Source organism: Bacillus tianshenii, from assembly GCA_020524525.2.
Taxonomy (GTDB): domain Bacteria; phylum Bacillota; class Bacilli; order Bacillales; family Bacillaceae_N; genus Bacillus_AV.
Map to the genome: position 1 here is coordinate 1,131,526 of CP129018.1, position 18,575 is coordinate 1,150,100.

The following is an 18,575-nucleotide window of genomic DNA, read 5'->3' on the forward strand; positions in this document are numbered from 1 at the left end:
TGTTATCTTTAAAACGATTAGGATATACTTAGTACAAAATGATGTATACATATGAGAGGAGTACGCTGATTATGGATCATGAAAAATGCGTATTTTCGATGGACTGGGCAGGGAGAAATCTCTCAGTTGAAATTGGACAACTTGCCCAACAAGCAAATGGCGCATGTTTAGTACGTTACGGCGATACAGCTGTGTTAAGTTCAGCAACAGCGTCAAAACAACCGAAAGATTTAAATTTTTTCCCATTAACTGTTAACTATGAAGAGCGTTTATATGCCGTTGGTAAGATTCCAGGAGGCTTTATTAAACGTGAAGGACGCCCAAGTGAAAAAGCAATTCTAGCTAGTCGCTTGATTGACCGTCCTATTCGCCCGCTGTTTCCTGACGGCTTCCGTAATGAAGTGCAAGTCATCAGCATGGTAATGAGCGTGGATCAAGATTGTTCAAGTGAAATGGCTGCGATGTTTGGTTCATCACTAGCACTTTCTGTTTCTGACATTCCGTTTGCAGGCCCGATTGCAGGGGTTATTGTCGGCCGTGTCGATGATGAATTTGTCATTAACCCAACTGTTGAACAATTAGAAAAAAGTGATATTCACTTAACCGTTGCTGGTACAAAAGATGCGGTAAACATGGTTGAAGCAGGCGCGAATGAAGTACCTGAAGAAACAATGCTTGAAGCAATTATGTTTGGTCATGATGCCATTAAAGAATTAATTGCTTTCCAAGAGAAGATCGCAGCTGAAATTGGCAAGGAAAAGATGGAAATTTCACTGTATGAAATTGATGAAGAGATTGAATCAGCCGTTCGCTCAAAGTGTGAAGCAGAACTGAAAGATGCAATCCAGGTTGTTGAAAAGCATGCACGTGAAGAAGCTATTTCAGAAGTAAAAGCACGTGTTGTCGAAGAATACGAAGAGAATGAAGCTGAAGATGCTGTTATCAAGCAAGTGAAAGAAACACTTGATAAGATGGTGAAGGAAGAAGTTCGCCGTTTAATCACAAAAGAAAAGATTCGCCCTGATGGCCGTCGTATTGATGAAATTCGTCCACTTTCTTCAGAAGTAGGATTGCTGTCTCGTACGCATGGTTCAGGCCTTTTCACACGCGGTCAAACACAAGCACTAAGCATTTGTACACTTGGCGCGCTTGGCGATGTGCAAGTGTTAGACGGTCTTGGTGTTGAAGAATCAAAACGTTTCATGCACCACTATAATTTCCCGTCCTTCTCTGTTGGTGAAACAGGACCAATTCGCGGGCCAGGTCGTCGTGAAATTGGACACGGGGCATTAGGTGAGCGTGCACTCGAAAAAGTTATTCCATCTGAAAAAGACTTCCCATACACTATCCGTCTTGTGTCTGAAGTGCTTGAATCTAATGGTTCAACATCTCAAGCAAGTATTTGTGCAAGTACACTTGCCATGATGGATGCTGGGGTACCGATTAAAGCACCTGTAGCTGGTATTGCGATGGGCTTAGTGAAATCTGGTGAAGACTATTCCGTCTTAACAGATATTCAAGGCATGGAAGATTTCTTAGGTGATATGGACTTTAAAGTAGCTGGAACTGAAAAAGGTGTTACAGCGCTTCAAATGGATATTAAGATCGAAGGTTTGTCTCGTGACATTCTTAAAGAAGCACTAGAGCAAGCGAAAGTAGGTCGTATGCAAATTCTTGAGCATATGCTTGCAACGATTCAAACACCACGTGAAGAGTTAAGTCAATATGCACCGAAGATTTTAACGATGAACATTAATCCTGACAAGATCCGCGATGTCATTGGACCGAGCGGAAAACAGATTAATAAAATTATCGAAGAAACTGGCGTGAAAATTGATATCGAACAAGATGGTACAGTCTTTATTTCTTCCACAGAATCTGAAATGAATAACAAAGCGAAGAAAATCATTGAAGATCTTGTGCGTGAAGTAGAAGCTGGACAAACATACCTCGGCAAAGTAAAACGAATTGAAAAGTTCGGTGCATTTGTTGAAGTATTCCCAGGCAAAGAAGGTTTAGTACACATTTCAGAAGTTGCAGAAGAGCGTATCCGCAAAGTGGAAGACGTCTTATCTGTCGGAGATCAAATTCTTGTAAAAGTAAAAGAAATTGACTCACAAGGCCGTGTAAACCTATCACGCAAAGCAATTCTTATTGAACAGCGTGAACGTGAAGAAAAGGAAAAAGGAAACAAACAATAATGTAATAGAAGCTGACATTCTCAGCTTCTGTTATTCCAAGAACTTGGCATTGTAGCCAAGTTTTTTTCATGCCTTCTTTTGTGAAGTGGACAGCCAAACCGCCCGCCTCCGCTTTCGACGCACAGGACGTGCTATTGCAGGCGTTGTCACAGGACGTGACGTTCTTAGCCAGCGTCAAGTACGGCGGGCAGAAATTTGTGTTGCTTCCGACGCACAGGACGTGCTAGCGTCGGTGTTGAAACAGGATGTTTCGTTCTTAACCGACGTTCCTTTAATGCCCCGAGGCAAAGAGCGCCTCTATGCATGAAGGCTCCAGCAAACAATATTTCTAAGCGGCCCGCCTCCGCTTTTCGTGATGTCTAGCTGCGAAAGGCAGGCTGCGCGAATTGCTTCACCTTTCCACGCCGAAAGGAAAAGGCGGCTTTCTCTGTGTAAAGGCTCCAGCAATCGGACAGCCAAACCGCCTTCCTCCGCTTTTCATGATGTCCAGCTGCGGCGGCTAGGGGCTCGAGGTCATAAGTCAGCTTGCTGCGGGGACGAAGAACGGTCCTCTCCGCAATCTGCCTTATGCTTGTCGCCCCTAAACAAGCCTCCTCCGCTTTTCTATTCATAAGTTGTCCTTGTTTGTCATAGTTTTGTAGTAGGCAGAGGGGGGGATAGAAGGGTGCGGAAGCATGTTATCCAGTTGGTTGGGTTTGCGGTGTTGTTGATGGTTACCTTTGGGGTTTTTAAGAATCCATATATTGATCAATTTGCACTGGAGCTGATGGAAAGCCGTCCTGCTTTTAAGGCTGATGATGCGCTGTATCATAAAATTACAGAAGAGGCGCCAAAATATGAGGAGGCGCCTGTTGATGCGCGAATTGACCGGGTATGGAAAGCGCTCCCAGGTTATAATGGTCTTGTAGTTGATATGAAGAAATCTTATGAAGCGATGCGTAAGACAGGTAAATATGATGAAAAGCTGCTTCAATTTAAGGAAGTACCACCTGCTGTCAAGCTAAAGAACTTACCGCCTTCACCTGTCTACCGAGGGCATGCGGAAAAGCCGATGATAAGCTTTATTATCAATGTTGCCTGGGGGAATGAATACTTACCAGAGATGCTGAAGGTGCTAAAGAAACATAATGTACATGCGACATTTTTTTTCGAGGGGCGATGGGTGAAAAATAATCCCGAATTAACGACCATGATTCATGAAGCAGGTCATGAAATTGGCAATCATTCTTATTCACATCCCAATATGGCGAATATGACAAAAGCAGCTGCCCTTGAAGAGCTACGGAAGACAAATGAAGTGATCGAAGCGACGCTGAATGTGAAGCCTGAATGGTTTGGTCCGCCAAGTGGAGCTTATAATCAACAAACAGTAGAAGCAGCAGCTGAGCTTGGTATGCGGACTGTTATGTGGAGTGTTGATACAGTTGACTGGAAGAAGCCTGAGCCAGCAGTTATGGTAGAACGTGTCGCAGCTAAGCTTCATCCGGGCGCGATGATTTTAATGCACCCGACAGCCTCAACCGCTGCAGGTCTTGAAGGAATGATTCAAGCGGCAAAGGCGAAAGAATACAAAATTGATGTGGTGTCGACATTATTAAGTGAACAGCGTGTAAGTGTTGAAAGCAACGGGGATCGTTAACACCGTTGTTTTTGCATATTTTTAAGTACTTCATGCTTTTGGGCTTGGTTGACATGACATTTGCAGGTTAGATTGTTATGATAAGGGATGGAATAGTAGCACTAATATTGGCCGCATAGGAGGAAACAATTTGATTAACAAACATACATGTCAAAATGGCGTTCGCGTTGTTCTTGAAAATATTCCAACCGTTCGTTCTGTAGCGATCGGCATATGGGTTGGGACAGGTTCTCGTAATGAAACGAAGCATAACAACGGAATTTCTCACTTTCTAGAACATATGTTTTTCAAAGGTACAAAAACACGTTCAGCGAAGGATATTGCTGAAAGCTTCGATAGTATCGGAGGACAAGTGAATGCGTTTACATCTAAGGAGTATACATGTTTCTACGCAAAAGTACTTGATGAACATGCTTCATATGCACTTGATGTGCTTCAGGATATGTTTTTCAACTCTACATTCGATGAAGAGGAATTGAAGAAGGAAAAGAATGTGGTGCTTGAGGAAATTAAAATGTATGAGGATACACCAGATGATATTGTCCATGACTTATTAAGCAAAGCGAGCTATGGCAGTCATCCGCTTGGTTATCCGATCCTAGGGACTGAGGATACTTTACATAAGTTTAACGGAGATATGCTTCGTACGTATATTAATGATGCCTACACGCCTGATAATGTTGTCGTTTCGATTGCAGGGAATGTGACGGAAAGTTTTATTCAAGAAGTCGAAGCGTATTTTGGCAGCTATCAAACGAACGGCAATAAGTTAGAATACGTGACACCACAATTTCAACAGGATAAAATTTCTCGTAAGAAAGAAACAGAGCAAGCTCATTTATGCTTAGGGTTTGATGGGCTTAAAATTGGTGACGACGATATTTACAGCTTAATTGTGTTAAATAATATTCTTGGTGGCAGTATGAGCAGCCGGTTGTTTCAAGATGTTCGTGAGGAGCGCGGGTTAGCTTATTCGGTGTTTTCTTATCATTCTTCTTATCGTGATAATGGCATGTTAACAATCTATGCTGGCACAGCGAGCAGTCAGCTCAATGTGTTGTATGAAACCATCGAACAAACATTAGAGCGTTTAAAGCAAGACGGAATTACCGAGAAGGAGCTTCGCAATAGTAAGGAGCAAATGAAAGGCGGCTTAATGCTGAGCCTAGAAAGTACGAATAGTCGGATGAGCCGTAATGGTAAAAATGAGCTGATGTTAAAGCGTCATCGCACACTTGATGAAATTATTGAGTCGATTTCAAATGTGACACAGGAAAGCGTCTATGAGATGTCAAAACGTGTTTTTTCAGGGAAGTATTCTGCAGCGCTAATCAGTCCAGATGGTACAATGCCGCAAAATTTAAAATAAAACTTGCTCAAAAGATGTCTGCAGCGACGATGTTGCAGGCATTTTTTTGCTTTCTGTGCATACATACCAATAAGGAAGGGGTGGACAATATGCGTCTAAGCGAAATGAGCGGCAAAGAAATCATTGATTTAAAGCGTGGTGAGCGGCTTGGTGTACTTGGTCACGCCGACTTTGAAATTGATGAAACGACCGGTATGATCCAATCTGTCCTCATTCCAACGATGAAATGGTTTGGATTTCGAAAGCAAGGAGAAGAAGTTCGTGTATCGTGGCAGGATATCAAAAAAATTGGCACAGATATGATTATCATTGACTTTGAACAAGATGAGTAACGCTCTGCAATTGCAGGGCGTTTTTCTATTCACCTTCTAGGCATGTGTGTCATAAGATGTTTTAGAGTTCGATAGGAAATTCTTTGTGTAAAGAAGGTGAAACAGCGTGATGTTAACCGGTATGCATATCGTCGTCATGGGCGGCGATGCGCGTCAGTTAGAAGTGATTAAAAAACTTGCAGAACTTGATGCTACCATTTCACTTGTTGGCTTTGAACAACTTGATCACGGCTTTGCCGGCGCTGTAAAGAAAGAGTTGGCTGAAATAAATTTCTCTGAAGTAGATAGTTTCATACTGCCTGTTCCTGGTACAAATTTAGAGGGAAAAGTAGACACTGTATTCTCAAATGAAGAAATCATCTTAACGGAAGACTTATTGAAACAAACGCCTGAACATTGTCTGATTTTCTCTGGGATTAGTAATTCCTATTTAAATGAGATTACGACAAATGCAAAAAGAAGCTTAATTCAGTTATTTGAGCGGGATGATGTTGCGATTTATAATTCGATTCCTACAGTTGAAGGAACGATTATGATGGTGATTCAGCATACAGATATCACAATCCACAGCTCAAAAGTCCTCGTATTAGGGCTAGGGCGTGTCGGCATGTCTACGGCTCGCACGTTCCATGCATTAGGCGCCAAAGTAAAGGTAGGTGCGAGAAAGAGCGAGCACCTTGCACGCATTACGGAAATGGGGTTAGAGCCTTTCCATTTAGATGAACTAGAAGACCATGCAGATGATGCGGATGTCGTTATTAATACAATTCCAGCTCAAGTTGTTACCGCCTCTGTTATTTCGAAATTACCTGCCCACAGCTTAATTATTGACCTCGCCTCAAAACCTGGAGGGACTGATTTTCGCTATGCGGAAAAAAGAGGTGTCAAAGCATTGCTTGCACCTGGATTACCAGGAATTGTTGCTCCGAAAACAGCAGGTCAAATTGTAGCAAATGTCATCTCAAGCTTGCTGGATGAGGCGAAGCAACAACGAAAGGAGAACAGCTGATGTCACTTAAAGATAGACGTATTGGTTTTGGTTTGACAGGTTCTCACTGTACGTATGATGCCGTAGTACCTCAAATTCAAAAGCTTGTGGATGCTGGAGCAGATGTCCTGCCAGTCGTGTCGTTTACTGTTCAAAATACGACAACACGTTTTGGAGCAGGTGTAGATTGGATTAAGAAGATTGAAGAAATAACTGGAAATAAAGCGATCGATTCCATTGTGGCAGCTGAGCCGCTTGGTCCAAAGCTACCGCTCGATTGTATGGTAATTGCTCCGCTTACAGGAAACTCAATGAGTAAGATGGCGAATGCTTTAACAGATTCACCTGTCTTAATGGCAGCAAAAGCAACGCTACGTAACTTAAGTCCTGTCGTGCTTGGCGTCTCAACAAATGATGCACTTGGTTTAAACGGTATGAATCTAATGCGACTTTTATCCACAAAAAATATTTATTTTATTCCATTTGGGCAAGATTCACCAGATAAGAAGCCAAATTCCATTGTAGCGGATATGAATAAATTAGTGCCGACAATAGAAGCCGCAATTGATGGAAGACAGCTTCAACCCCTGTTAATCGAACGTTATAAAGTGCAAGAATAATGCGTTAATTCGGTAAAAGCGAACGAAAATTCTCATTCTTCCCTTTTTTTCAGAAATGATTATGATAAAATAAACGTTAAATGTGAAAGAAGGAGAGAATAGGACTCTCTCCTTCACAATAAGTTGTAAAAAAAGAGGATAGGGAAGGGAGAAACAAAATCAATGTCAACAAAAACTTTTAATGTAGCAGTAGTAGGAGCAACAGGTGCAGTCGGACAACAAATGTTAAATATGCTTGAAGAGAGGGACTTCCCGATTGCAAATTTGAGCCTTCTTTCATCAGCACGTTCTGCTGGTAAGAAGATTACATTTAAAGGGGAAGAGCTTGAAGTACAAGAAGCAAAGCCAGAAAGCTTCGAAGGAATTGATTTAGCACTATTTTCAGCAGGTGGATCTGTTTCGAAAAGTTTAGCGCCTGAAGCGGTTAAACGCGGCGCAATTGTTGTAGATAATACAAGCGCATTCCGTATGGACCCAGAAGTACCGCTTGTCGTACCTGAAGTTAACGAAGATGATCTTCATACACATAAAGGGATTATTGCAAACCCGAACTGCTCAACAATTCAAATGGTTGCAGCACTTGAGCCACTTCGCAAGAACCTTGGCTTAACGCAAGTCATCGTTTCCACATACCAAGCTGTATCAGGTGCTGGTGCTGTGGCAATAGATGAAATGAAAGAACAGTCACAAGCGATGTTAAATGGTGAGGAGCATACGCCAAAAGTTCTTCCAGTGAAATCGGATAAAAAGCATTACCCAATTGCTTTCAACGCCCTGCCGCAAATTGATGTGTTCCAAGAAAATGGATTCACATATGAAGAAATGAAGATGATTAACGAAACGAAAAAAATTATGCATATGGCTGAGTTGAAAGTTGCTGCAACATGCGTTCGCCTTCCAATCGAAGTCGGTCATGCCGAATCAGTATACATCGAAGTTGAAAAAGAAGGTGTAACAGTAGAGCAAGTGAAAGAACTTCTAAGCAATGCACCAGGTGTTGTGCTTGAGGATGACCCAAGTGAGCAAGTGTACCCAACACCATTAAATGCTGCAGGCAAGAAAGAAGTGTTTGTCGGCCGTGTACGTAAAGACTTAGATAACGATAAAGGCTTCCACTTATGGGTTGTTTCTGATAACTTGCTTAAAGGGGCAGCATGGAACTCTGTCCAAATTGCTGAACGTTTAGCTGCATTAAACATTTTAAAATAATCATCAACATTTGAAGAGGTGTCTCCATGAAAATCGTCGTACAAAAATTCGGCGGAACTTCAGTGAAAGATGAAGAAAGCCGTAATCGAGCTTGTGAACACATTCAACAGGCAGTCAATGAAGGCTATAAAGTGGTAACCGTTGTATCTGCTATGGGGCGCCAAGGCGCTCCATATGCTACAGATACATTGTTAGGCTTAGCGGAACCTTCTCATATAAGCAAGCGCGAACGTGATCTATTGCTTTCATGTGGAGAAACAATCTCCTCGGTTGTCTTTTCAAACCTTTTGCTTTCTAAAGGGATAAAAGCCGCAGCCTTAACTGGAGCAAGAGCAGGCTTTCGGACTGATGACGAGCATACAAATGCCAAGATTGAAGAAATGGATTGTGAACACTTACGGGAAACATTGAAAACACATGATGTCGTTGTGGTGGCAGGTTTTCAAGGGATTTCCCCACAAGGTGATGTGACAACACTTGGACGCGGGGGCAGTGATACATCTGCGGCTGCTCTAGGTGCTGCTGTTAACGCTGATTGGATTGATATTTTTACAGATGTCGAAGGTGTCATGACAGCTGATCCGCGTATTGTAGAAGATGCGCGACCGTTATCTGTGGTTACGTACAATGAGATTTGCAATCTAGCATATCAAGGGGCAAAGGTGATTCATCCTCGTGCTGTTGAAATTGCAATGCAGGCGAAAGTGCCGATTCGCGTTCGCTCTACTTATTCTGATGCACCTGGAACACTTGTAACATCGATTACGAAGGAAAAGCAGGGTGCAGATGTCAATGAACGTTTAATTACGGGAATTGCTCATATGAAGGATGTCACACAAATTACAGTCGAAGCAAAAGAGGGGCAATATGACATCCAAGCAGAAGTGTTTAAAGCGATGGCACAAGAGAAGATTAGCGTTGACTTTATCAACATCTCACCAAATGCGGTTGTTTATACGGTGACAGACGAGGCGACTGACCGTGCCGTAGAAGTATTGCAAAACCTTGGATTTGAACCAAAGGCCATTCGTCATTGTGCAAAAGTGTCAGCAGTTGGCGCAGGGATGACGGGGGTACCCGGGGTAACTGCAAAAATTGTTAACGCCCTTTCAAGTGAAGGAATTTCCATCTTACAATCGGCAGACTCTCATACGACAATTTGGGTCCTTGTCAAGGAAAAAGATATGATCCTTGCTGTGAATGCGCTTCATAAAGTATTCCAATTGGAAAAAGAAGCGAATTTGGCGAATTAGTCATTTTCGTATTTCTTGAAATTACCGCAAGGAGAGGATGACATATGGATTTCGGTCCAATCGGCACGGCGATGGTAACGCCGTTTGATCATAAAGGGAACATTGACTTTGCAAAGACGACACAGCTTGTGAATTATCTGATTTCAACAGGCACCACATCCTTAATTGTGGCAGGAACGACTGGAGAGTCGCCAACCTTAACGATAGAGGAAAAGGTCGCATTGTTTCGCCATGTTGTCTCCATTGCAAATGGTCGTGTCCCGGTAGTTGCCGGTACAGGTTCAAATAATACTCGTGCCTCCATCCAACTTACGAAAAAAGCGGAAGAAGCAGGAGTAGACGCTGTCATGCTTGTCACGCCTTATTATAATAAGCCGAGTCAAGAAGGGCTGTATGAACACTTTAAGGCTATTGCGTCTGAAACAAAGCTGCCAGTCATGCTGTATAATATTCCAGGTCGTTCGGCTGTTAATGTTACGGTTGATACAATTGTGCGGTTATCCGAGGTTGAGAACATTGTCGCAGTCAAAGAAGCATCAGGTGACCTAGGCGCGATGACAGAAATCATTGCACGCACTCCAGAGGATTTCGTTCTCTACAGCGGCGATGACAGCTTGACACTGCCAGTGCTTGCTATTGGCGGGAAAGGTGTTGTCTCGGTAGCCTCCCATGTCATTGGCAATGAAATGAAGCAAATGGTAGAAGCATACCAAGCTGGAAAGATCTTTGAAGCTTCGGCTTACCATCAACAGCTACTTCCGATTATGAAAGCGATGTTTATCGCTCCAAGTCCTGCTCCTGTCAAAACAAGTTTGCAGCTTAGAGGACTTGATGTCGGTTCAGTAAGGCTGCCGCTTGTGCCGATACCTCATGAACAGCGTGTTTTTTTAGCGAACATTTTAAATCAAAATCAACAAGGATCAGTCCTTTAAGGATTGGTCCTTTTTTTATTATATGAGCCAATTGAAAGATAAGAATCACTATGACGAAAGATAGAAAATTTGTCTTCATCTGCTGTCACATCGGACGCATTCAGGTTTTTTGCCTTGTTTTCTATTTCACCACTGAGTTATAATATTTCTAAGTGACTTTGTGCGGTTCTTAAAACTGAATAACAGGAGGAAGCAGAACGTGATAAAGAGAGAGATAGAGCAGAAAGTAAAAGTGTTTGCCCTCGGGGGACTCGGGGAGTTCGGCAAAAATATGTACGTGGTGGAGCATGGTTCGGACATCTTTGTGATTGACGGCGGTATGAAGTTTCCTGAAGATGAAATGCTCGGAATTGATATTGTCATTCCCGATACGACATACTTGAAGGAAAATAAACATCGAATCAAAGGCATTTTTCTCACGCACGGCCATGAAGACCATATCGGCGGTCTTCCATACATTTTGCCGAAACTCGATGTACCTGTTTACGGTACACGCTTAACACTCGGACTTGTTATCGAACAGCTGAAACAAGCAAATGTAACGAAACGCGTAAAGCTTAAGCAAATCGATGAAAATTCTGAATTGAAATTTGATGATGTAACAATTAGCTTCTTTCGCACAACACATAACATTCCTGATTCAGTAGGCATCTGTGTAGAAACACCGCAAGGTTCAATCGTCTATACAGGAGATTTCAAATTTGACCAAACGCCTATTGATGGAAAAGGACCAGCCTATGAACGATTGGCAGAAATATCAAAAAAGGGTGTGTTGTGTTTATTATCAGACAGCACCCATGCTGAAGTTCCAGGTTTTAGCGCTTCGGAATCAGTCGCAGCCGAAGAGCTGGCTTCAACGTTTTACAATGCAAAAGGCAGAATGATCGTGTCTCTTTTTGCGACGAATATTAATCGTATTCAGCAGATCGTCAATGCCTCACTAAAAACAAATCGAAAAATTGCATTCGTAGGAAGAGCGATGAATCGTGTCGCTGATTTGGCACAAAATTTAGGCTACTTACAAATACCTAATAACGCAGTCATTCCAGTTGAAGAAATCTCGCAATGTGCAGATGACAAAGTGACGATTATTACAAGTGGTCATAAGGGAGAGCCGTTAAAGGCGTTAACACGCATCGCTCAAGGCACGCACAAACAAGTTGCCATTCAGCCTGGAGATACCGTTGTGATTGCTGCAACCCCTGTTCCAGGTACAGAAAAGCTATTTTCAAAAACAATTGATCAATTGTTTAGAGCTGGTGCGTACGTCGTATATGGTCAAAAACGCGTCCACGTACCTGGACATGCTTTTCAAGAAGAGTTGAAATTAATGCTACACATGTTGAAGCCGCGTTATTTTATGCCTGTACATGGGGAATTCCGTAACCAAAAAGCACATGGTGTGATTGCACAATCGCTCGGACTCAATCAAGAAGCCATTTTCTTAATTGATAATGGTGATATTCTTGAATTTCATGATGGCGATGCAACGGTTGGTGGTAGAGTTCCTGCAGGAAATGTACTAATCGACGGACTCGGTATTGGAGATGTAGGAAATATCGTGCTTAGGGACCGCCGTTTGTTATCACAAGATGGTATCCTGCTTGTTGTTGTCACATTAAGTAAGAAGCAGTCAGTGGTCATTTCAGGTCCAGAAATCCTATCCCGAGGGTTCGTGTACGTACGCGAAGCAGAAAAGCTAATGGAGCAATCTGTAGAACTTGTGAGCAATATTTTAGAACAATGTATGCAAGAAAATATCCAAGACTGGTCGACGTTAAAGTTGAGTATCAGAGAATCGCTTAGTCACTTTTTATTTGAGAAAACAAAACGTCGTCCAATGATCTTGCCAATTATAATGGAAATATAAAGCGCCACTGATTGGCGTTGAAGGATTAAGAGAGATTGACGCCATTTTGGTTTCAATCTCTCTTATTTTATTTTCTTTGAAGCATGAATTTGAATTACTCGTTCATACTAAGAAAAGCAAAATTAGAGCTTTCGTATGAAAGGGGTAGTCAAATGTTTCATATACCTGGAATGCAAAACAACGATAATGAGCAACAACCACAGCAACAGCCGCAAGACCAGAAGGATTCCCTTATTAATAAAATTCAGCAGTTCGGTCAAACAAATCTTCCAGACCAGCCTGAATCAAATATTCACTGCTTAACGATTATCGGTCAAATTGAAGGGCATGTGCAATTACCGCCGCAAAATAAAACAACAAAGTACGAGCATATTATTCCTCAGCTCGTTGCTGTTGAACAAAATCCGAAAATTGAAGGGCTGCTTCTTATGCTGAATACAGTCGGTGGAGATGTAGAAGCTGGTTTGGCGATTGCGGAAATGGTCGCTTCAATGTCAAAGCCATCTGTCACGATTGTGTTAGGTGGAGGACATTCAATTGGCGTTCCAATTGCCGTTAGCTCAAGCTACAGCTTTATCGCAGAAACAGCGACAATGACGATTCACCCAGTGCGTTTAACAGGGCTTGTCATTGGTGTTCCGCAAACATTCGAATACCTTGATAAAATGCAAGACCGCGTTGTAAGCTTTGTGACACAGCATTCAAATATTACAGAAGATAAATTTAAAGAATTAATGCTTTCAAAAGGGAACCTTACACGCGATATTGGTACGAATGTAGTGGGACGGGATGCTGTGAAATATGGCTTAATTGATGAAGTTGGCGGCGTAGGCAGTGCGATTAAGAAATTGAATGAACTAATCGATGAAAATAAGTCAAAACAGGAACAAGGTGAGCTGCTGCAATGATCCACTACACGTATCTGCCGCAAGAGCTAATTTTTCCTGCTGATGAAAAGGCCTACTCTAACCAATCGGTTGTTACACATAACGGCGTACAAATGATTGTTGAATATACCTCTTCTTCTCAGTGCCGGATTGTCCGGTTATTAAGCAGTGATCCGAATCATTACCTAAATCAAAATTATGCCCCAGGAACAATGATGAATCTTTCGCTGGATATGTAGGAATGAGATGCCATATGTTATAATGAGAAAGCAGCTTGTCACATGTGCTGCTTTCTTTTTATTTGTATGTCCAGCGGTGAATAGAAACAGCCTCACTTTGGCAAAAAACACTAGTAAGTTACAAGCCTTTCGTGGACAATGTTTCTATGCGTTTCGCCTCCGCTTTTTGATAAGGAGTGAAAATATGGCGAAGAACAAAAAGAGAAAAAAGAAGCCGCAGAAAGGGTGGAAAGAACAGCTTCGCTTTGAATTGGCGGGCTTGTTTTTATTTGCGGTTACATGCATTACACTTGCAAAGCTTGGAAAAGTTGGTGAAAGCTTTGTCTTGCTATTCCGTTTCTTTTTCGGTGAATGGTACATTCTTTTAGTGTTAGGCATGTTTACTGTTGCGGTCTATTTGATTATAAAACGAACGAAGCCGCCATTAGCGACAAGGAGATTGTTTGGCGTCTACATAATTGCGATGGCATTTGTCTTACTCAGTCATGTCTGGTTATTCGAAATGCTGATGGCAAAAGGTGTATGGTCTGAAACTTCTGTTATCAAAAGTACATGGGAATTATTTTGGATGGAAGTAAAGGGAGAATCGACTGTCAATGACTTAGGCGGCGGTATGGTTGGGGCGTTATTATTTTCGATTTTTTACATACTGTTTGACACACTCGGAACGAAGCTTATCGTCTTTGTATTGTTGACAGCTGGGGTGCTGCTCTTAACAGGTAAGACACTGCATGACTTGTTCGGAAAATGGCTCCAAAAGTTCAACAGCTTCTTTAAAGGTCAGTGGAGTGCTTTTGTTGAGGATATGAAAGATGTAATCGAGCGATTTAAAAACAGAGGCGAGGGCAAGCCGAAGAAAAAACGGCGTGCGAAAAAAGAAACGACAGAAGAACAAGCATTGCCTGAAGAAGAGGCGGTAGAGGAGTTTCGTGAGCCTGAAATCTCTGATTTTGCTGAAAGAGTGTATGCAAACGCACAACAACAAGCACAAACGCAAAAAGAGGAGCCTGCACAGGAGAAAAAACCTGAAGGAGAAGGCTCACCTAAACAGAATGAACAACATGAAGAGGTAAGTGAGCCTCAAACAATGCTTACGTTTGGAGAGGTCGAAAACCAATCTTATTCCTTACCGCCGCTTGATTTGCTTTCATTGCCGCAGCACAATGGGCAAAATCATGAGCGAAAGAAAATCTCAGAGAACGCTCGAAAGCTTGAAAAAACCTTCCAAAGCTTTGGAGTGAAGGCGAAAGTTACGAAGGTACATCTCGGCCCTGCTGTTACCCGCTATGAAGTATACCCTGATGTTGGGGTAAAGGTCAGTAAGATTGTGAACTTAAATGATGACCTTGCGCTAGCGTTAGCAGCGAAAGATATTCGTATTGAAGCACCGATTCCCGGAAAATCAGCGGTCGGTATTGAAGTGCCGAATCAAGAAGTTGCAATGGTTTCCCTTCGTGAAGTGCTTGAATCAGATAATAATGTGCCTGATAAAAAGCTCCAATTTGCACTCGGCCGTGACATTTCAGGTGAAGCGGTTCTCGGTGAATTAAATAAGATGCCGCATTTACTCGTCGCAGGTGCGACAGGAAGTGGTAAAAGTGTTTGTATTAATGGAATTATTGCAAGTATTCTTATGCGGGCGAAGCCGCATGAAGTGAAAATGATGATGATTGACCCGAAAATGGTTGAGTTAAATGTTTATAATGGCATTCCTCATTTACTTGCGCCGGTTGTTACGGACCCGAAGAAGGCTTCACAAGCATTAAAGAGGGTTGTTTCTGAAATGGAGCGGCGCTATGATTTATTTTCACATACAGGTACACGCAATATTGAAGGCTACAATGCCTACGTGAACAAGCATAATGAGGAAAACGACGAACAACAGCCATCATTGCCTTACATCGTCGTGATTGTCGATGAGCTTGCAGATCTAATGATGGTTGCTTCTAGCGATGTGGAAGATGCGATTGCCCGTCTTGCTCAAATGGCACGTGCAGCAGGCATTCATTTGATTATTGCGACACAGCGTCCTTCAGTTGATGTTATTACAGGGGTGATTAAAGCAAACATTCCATCACGTGTTGCGTTTAGTGTTTCCTCACAGACGGATTCACGTACAATTTTAGATTCTGGCGGAGCAGAAAAGCTTCTTGGCCGTGGGGATATGTTATTTATGCCTGTCGGTGCCTCAAAGGCTACCCGTGTGCAAGGGGCATTCCTGTCAGATGAAGAAGTTGAAGAGATCGTTGATTATGTCATCTCCCAGCAAAAGGCACAGTATCAAGAAGAAATGATTCCGAAAGAAGAACCGGAAAAAAGCGTGGAAGTCGATGATGACCTGTATGAAGATGCCGTGCAGCTTGTTCTTGAAATGCAGACAGCTTCAGTGTCGATGCTCCAGCGCCGCTTTCGAATCGGTTACACACGTGCCGCCCGCTTAATCGATGCCATGGAGGACCAAGGCGTCGTCGGCCCATACGAAGGCAGCAAGCCACGGGAAGTACTCCTAAGCAAACCAAGCGAAGAAGCTACTTCCTAAAAGCGGAGGCGAATCGAACAGGCTATCCACTTGGTGGAGCCTTTTCACAGAGAGGCCGCAGTTTTGCCTCGGCGTATTAAAAGGAACGTCGGTTAAGAGCGAAACGTCCTGTTTCAACACCGACGCTAGCACGTCCTGTGCGTCGGAAGCAAAGGCGAATTGCAGAGTGACAAATATATTGCGATAGCGAGTCCTAACCATCAAGGTGCCACTGAACTTTCTAATAAAAGCTTCGGTGGCATTTTTACTACACATAGAATGTTTGTAATATTTACATAATGAAAAAGTATGAATAATTTTTAGAAATAGTATTTATTATTTGTTGGAAAAATGATATATTAATCACGATTATAGGAAGAAATGTCATACATCAGAAGTCTGATCTCCGACATGGATATGACATAAATCTTGGAGGCTGCATATGAGACTGAAACCTGATAACCGTCATTTATATTTACAGGTCATTGATCGTTTGAAAAAAGATATTGAACATGGTGTATATCAAGAGAAAGAAAAGCTCCCATCAGAGTTTGAGCTTTCGAAGACACTTGGTGTTAGCCGAGCGACACTTCGTGAAGCACTTAGAGTGTTAGAAGAAGAAAATGTCGTTGTCCGTCGCCATGGTGTTGGTACGTTTGTCAACCCAAAGCCTGAATTCTCATCAGGAATTGAAGAATTGTTCAGTGTGACAGACATGATAAGCAGGGTAGGGAAGAAGCCAGGTACGATCTTTCTCGATTCAGGATATTACGAAGCAAGTGAAGAGGATATTCGTCAGTTTAAATGCGGTGAAGAGGACAAGCTCTTCTACGTTGAACGTGTTCGAACAGCAGATAGTGTTCCTGTTGTATATTGTGTAGACCGCATTCCAGCACATATTATGCCTGAAAGTTATTCACATGAAGAGGAATCATTGTTTGAAACACTTGAAAAGCACGCCGGTCGATACATTGCCTATGCAGTGACACATATTGAGCCGCTTGGTTTTTCTGAAAAGGTTTCGCCTATTTTAGAATGTGATCCTGAAACAGCTTTGCTTGTTTTAAAGCAGATGCACTATGATTCAAATGATGAGCCTGTTCTTTATTCTTGCAACTATTTTCGAGCAGATAAATTTAGTTTCCATGTTTTGAGAAAAAGAGTATAGGATAAAGGAATTATAACGTTTTCTTGAAAGCGTTTTATCAAAATACACGCTTAACACATTTCGTTCATTATTTCGAAAATGTGAAGGTTTTAAAGGGGGTGGTACTCCAATTCGTTTCGGAGGCTGCTTGTCGTTTATGGTGAGATAAATTATTGGAGGGGACCAAAAGATGAAGATGAAAAGATTTGCACTTGTATTAGCAATGATGCTTGCTCTTACTGCAGCGCTTGTTGGTTGTGGACAAGGCGGTAATGGCGGTGGAAATGAAGGCGGCGGAGAATCAGCAGAAGGCGGAAAAGAAGCGTCAGATTTTAAAGTAGCAATGGTTACAGATACTGGCGGTGTTGATGATAAATCGTTTAACCAATCTGCTTGGGAAGGTTTACAGCGCTTTGGAAATGAGTTTGGCCTTGAGGAAAACCAAGGTTACAAATACCTTCAATCATCTGCAGCTAGTGATTATCTTCCAAACTTAAATACGCTTGTTCGTGAAGATTTTGATTTAATCTATGGAATTGGCTATTTGCTTGCTGATGACGTAAAGAAAATTGCACAACAAAAGAAAGAATCACAATTTGCAATTGTTGATAGTGTCATTACAGATGAAGATGGCAACCCAATTGATAACATTGTAAATATTACATTTAAAGAGCAGCAAGGTTCATTCCTTGTTGGTGTTGTTGCTGGAATGCAGACAAAAACAAACAAAGTTGGTTTTGTCGGCGGTGTTGAAGGCGCACTTATTAAAAAGTTTGAAAATGGCTTTAAAGCTGGCGTAAAGGCTGTTAACCCTGATGCAGAAATCGCTGTTCAATATGCAGCAGATTTCGGTGCTCCTGAAAAAGGTCAAGCGATCGCGAACACAATGTATGGCAGTGGTGCAGATATCATTTATCATGCTGCTGGCGGTACAGGTAACGGCGTGTTCACTGAAGCGAAAAACCGTGCGAAAAATGGCGAAGAAGTATGGGTTATCGGTGTAGACCGTGACCAGCACGAAGAAGGTATGCCAGAGAACGTAACACTTACATCAATGGTTAAAAAAGTTGATAATGCTGTGTTTGACGTAACAAAGCAAACGATGGAAGGAAACTTCCCTGGTGGAGAAGTTCTAGAGTTTGGTCTTGAAGAAGATGGTGTTCGCATTGCGGATTCAAAAGAAAATGTAACAGAAGAAGCACTTCAAAAAGTTGAAGAATATCGTGAAAAAATCTTGAATGGTGAAGTGACTGTCCCTGCTACTGATGAAGAGTATGAGAGCTACCTTTCTTCACTATAAGTCTTGAAAGATGAGCGCTTTGCAAAATAAGCAAAGCGCTTGATTTTCGGATTATCCTTTAAGGGGGAGCA

At 42.2% G+C, this 18,575-nt stretch carries 15 protein-coding genes; all 15 read left to right on the forward strand.

Going from position 1 to position 18,575, the window contains the following annotated elements:
• The first annotated feature begins 71 nt into the window (after positions 1-71).
• Positions 72-2,201, forward strand: a complete 2,130-nt coding sequence (pnp, locus tag LC040_05625; protein ID WLR52384.1) for a polyribonucleotide nucleotidyltransferase — start codon at positions 72-74, stop codon at positions 2,199-2,201.
• A 664-nt stretch (positions 2,202-2,865) separates the two neighbouring features.
• The gene (locus tag LC040_05630) at positions 2,866-3,840 is read left to right on the forward strand and encodes a polysaccharide deacetylase family protein (GenBank protein WLR52385.1); all 975 of its coding nucleotides are present in this window, start codon (positions 2,866-2,868) and stop codon (positions 3,838-3,840) included.
• Positions 3,841-3,970: 130 nt separating this feature from the next.
• Positions 3,971-5,209: a pitrilysin family protein gene (locus tag LC040_05635; protein ID WLR52386.1), complete on the forward strand. Its 1,239-nt coding sequence runs from the start codon at positions 3,971-3,973 to the stop codon at positions 5,207-5,209.
• A gap of 89 nt (positions 5,210-5,298) precedes the next feature.
• Entirely contained in the window at positions 5,299-5,541 is a 243-nt protein-coding gene (locus LC040_05640; GenBank protein ID WLR52387.1) for a YlmC/YmxH family sporulation protein, read from the forward strand.
• Positions 5,542-5,650: 109 nt separating this feature from the next.
• The gene (dpaA, locus tag LC040_05645) at positions 5,651-6,550 is read left to right on the forward strand and encodes a dipicolinic acid synthetase subunit A (protein ID WLR53204.1); all 900 of its coding nucleotides are present in this window, start codon (positions 5,651-5,653) and stop codon (positions 6,548-6,550) included.
• On the forward strand, positions 6,550-7,149 hold the full coding sequence (dpaB, locus tag LC040_05650; protein ID WLR52388.1) for a dipicolinate synthase subunit B: 600 nt from the start codon (positions 6,550-6,552) through the stop codon (positions 7,147-7,149). The genes dpaA and dpaB overlap by 1 nt, the downstream gene beginning before the upstream one ends.
• Positions 7,150-7,311: 162 nt before the next feature.
• Positions 7,312-8,358: an aspartate-semialdehyde dehydrogenase gene (gene asd, locus LC040_05655; GenBank protein ID WLR52389.1), complete on the forward strand. Its 1,047-nt coding sequence runs from the start codon at positions 7,312-7,314 to the stop codon at positions 8,356-8,358.
• A gap of 26 nt (positions 8,359-8,384) precedes the next feature.
• Positions 8,385-9,611, forward strand: coding sequence for an aspartate kinase (dapG, locus tag LC040_05660; protein WLR52390.1), 1,227 nt, complete (start codon positions 8,385-8,387; stop codon positions 9,609-9,611).
• A 44-nt stretch (positions 9,612-9,655) separates the two neighbouring features.
• Positions 9,656-10,543 carry a 4-hydroxy-tetrahydrodipicolinate synthase gene (dapA, locus tag LC040_05665; GenBank protein WLR52391.1) on the forward strand — a complete coding sequence of 296 codons (888 nt, stop codon included), beginning with the start codon at positions 9,656-9,658 and terminating at the stop codon, positions 10,541-10,543.
• A 202-nt stretch (positions 10,544-10,745) separates the two neighbouring features.
• Positions 10,746-12,413, forward strand: coding sequence for a ribonuclease J (locus LC040_05670; protein WLR53205.1), 1,668 nt, complete (start codon positions 10,746-10,748; stop codon positions 12,411-12,413).
• Positions 12,414-12,583: 170 nt separating this feature from the next.
• On the forward strand, positions 12,584-13,321 hold the full coding sequence (locus LC040_05675; GenBank protein WLR53206.1) for a ClpP family protease: 738 nt from the start codon (positions 12,584-12,586) through the stop codon (positions 13,319-13,321).
• A complete protein-coding gene (locus tag LC040_05680; protein ID WLR52392.1) occupies positions 13,318-13,539 on the forward strand; it encodes a YlzJ-like family protein in 222 nt (73 codons plus the stop codon). Before LC040_05675 ends, LC040_05680 begins: the two co-directional genes overlap by 4 nt.
• A gap of 184 nt (positions 13,540-13,723) precedes the next feature.
• A complete protein-coding gene (locus LC040_05685) occupies positions 13,724-16,078 on the forward strand; it encodes a DNA translocase FtsK (protein ID WLR52393.1) in 2,355 nt (784 codons plus the stop codon).
• A 421-nt stretch (positions 16,079-16,499) separates the two neighbouring features.
• On the forward strand, positions 16,500-17,225 hold the full coding sequence (locus LC040_05690) for a GntR family transcriptional regulator (protein WLR52394.1): 726 nt from the start codon (positions 16,500-16,502) through the stop codon (positions 17,223-17,225).
• Positions 17,226-17,394: 169 nt separating this feature from the next.
• Positions 17,395-18,504: a BMP family ABC transporter substrate-binding protein gene (locus LC040_05695; GenBank protein ID WLR52395.1), complete on the forward strand. Its 1,110-nt coding sequence runs from the start codon at positions 17,395-17,397 to the stop codon at positions 18,502-18,504.
• Positions 18,505-18,575 lie beyond the last annotated feature (71 nt).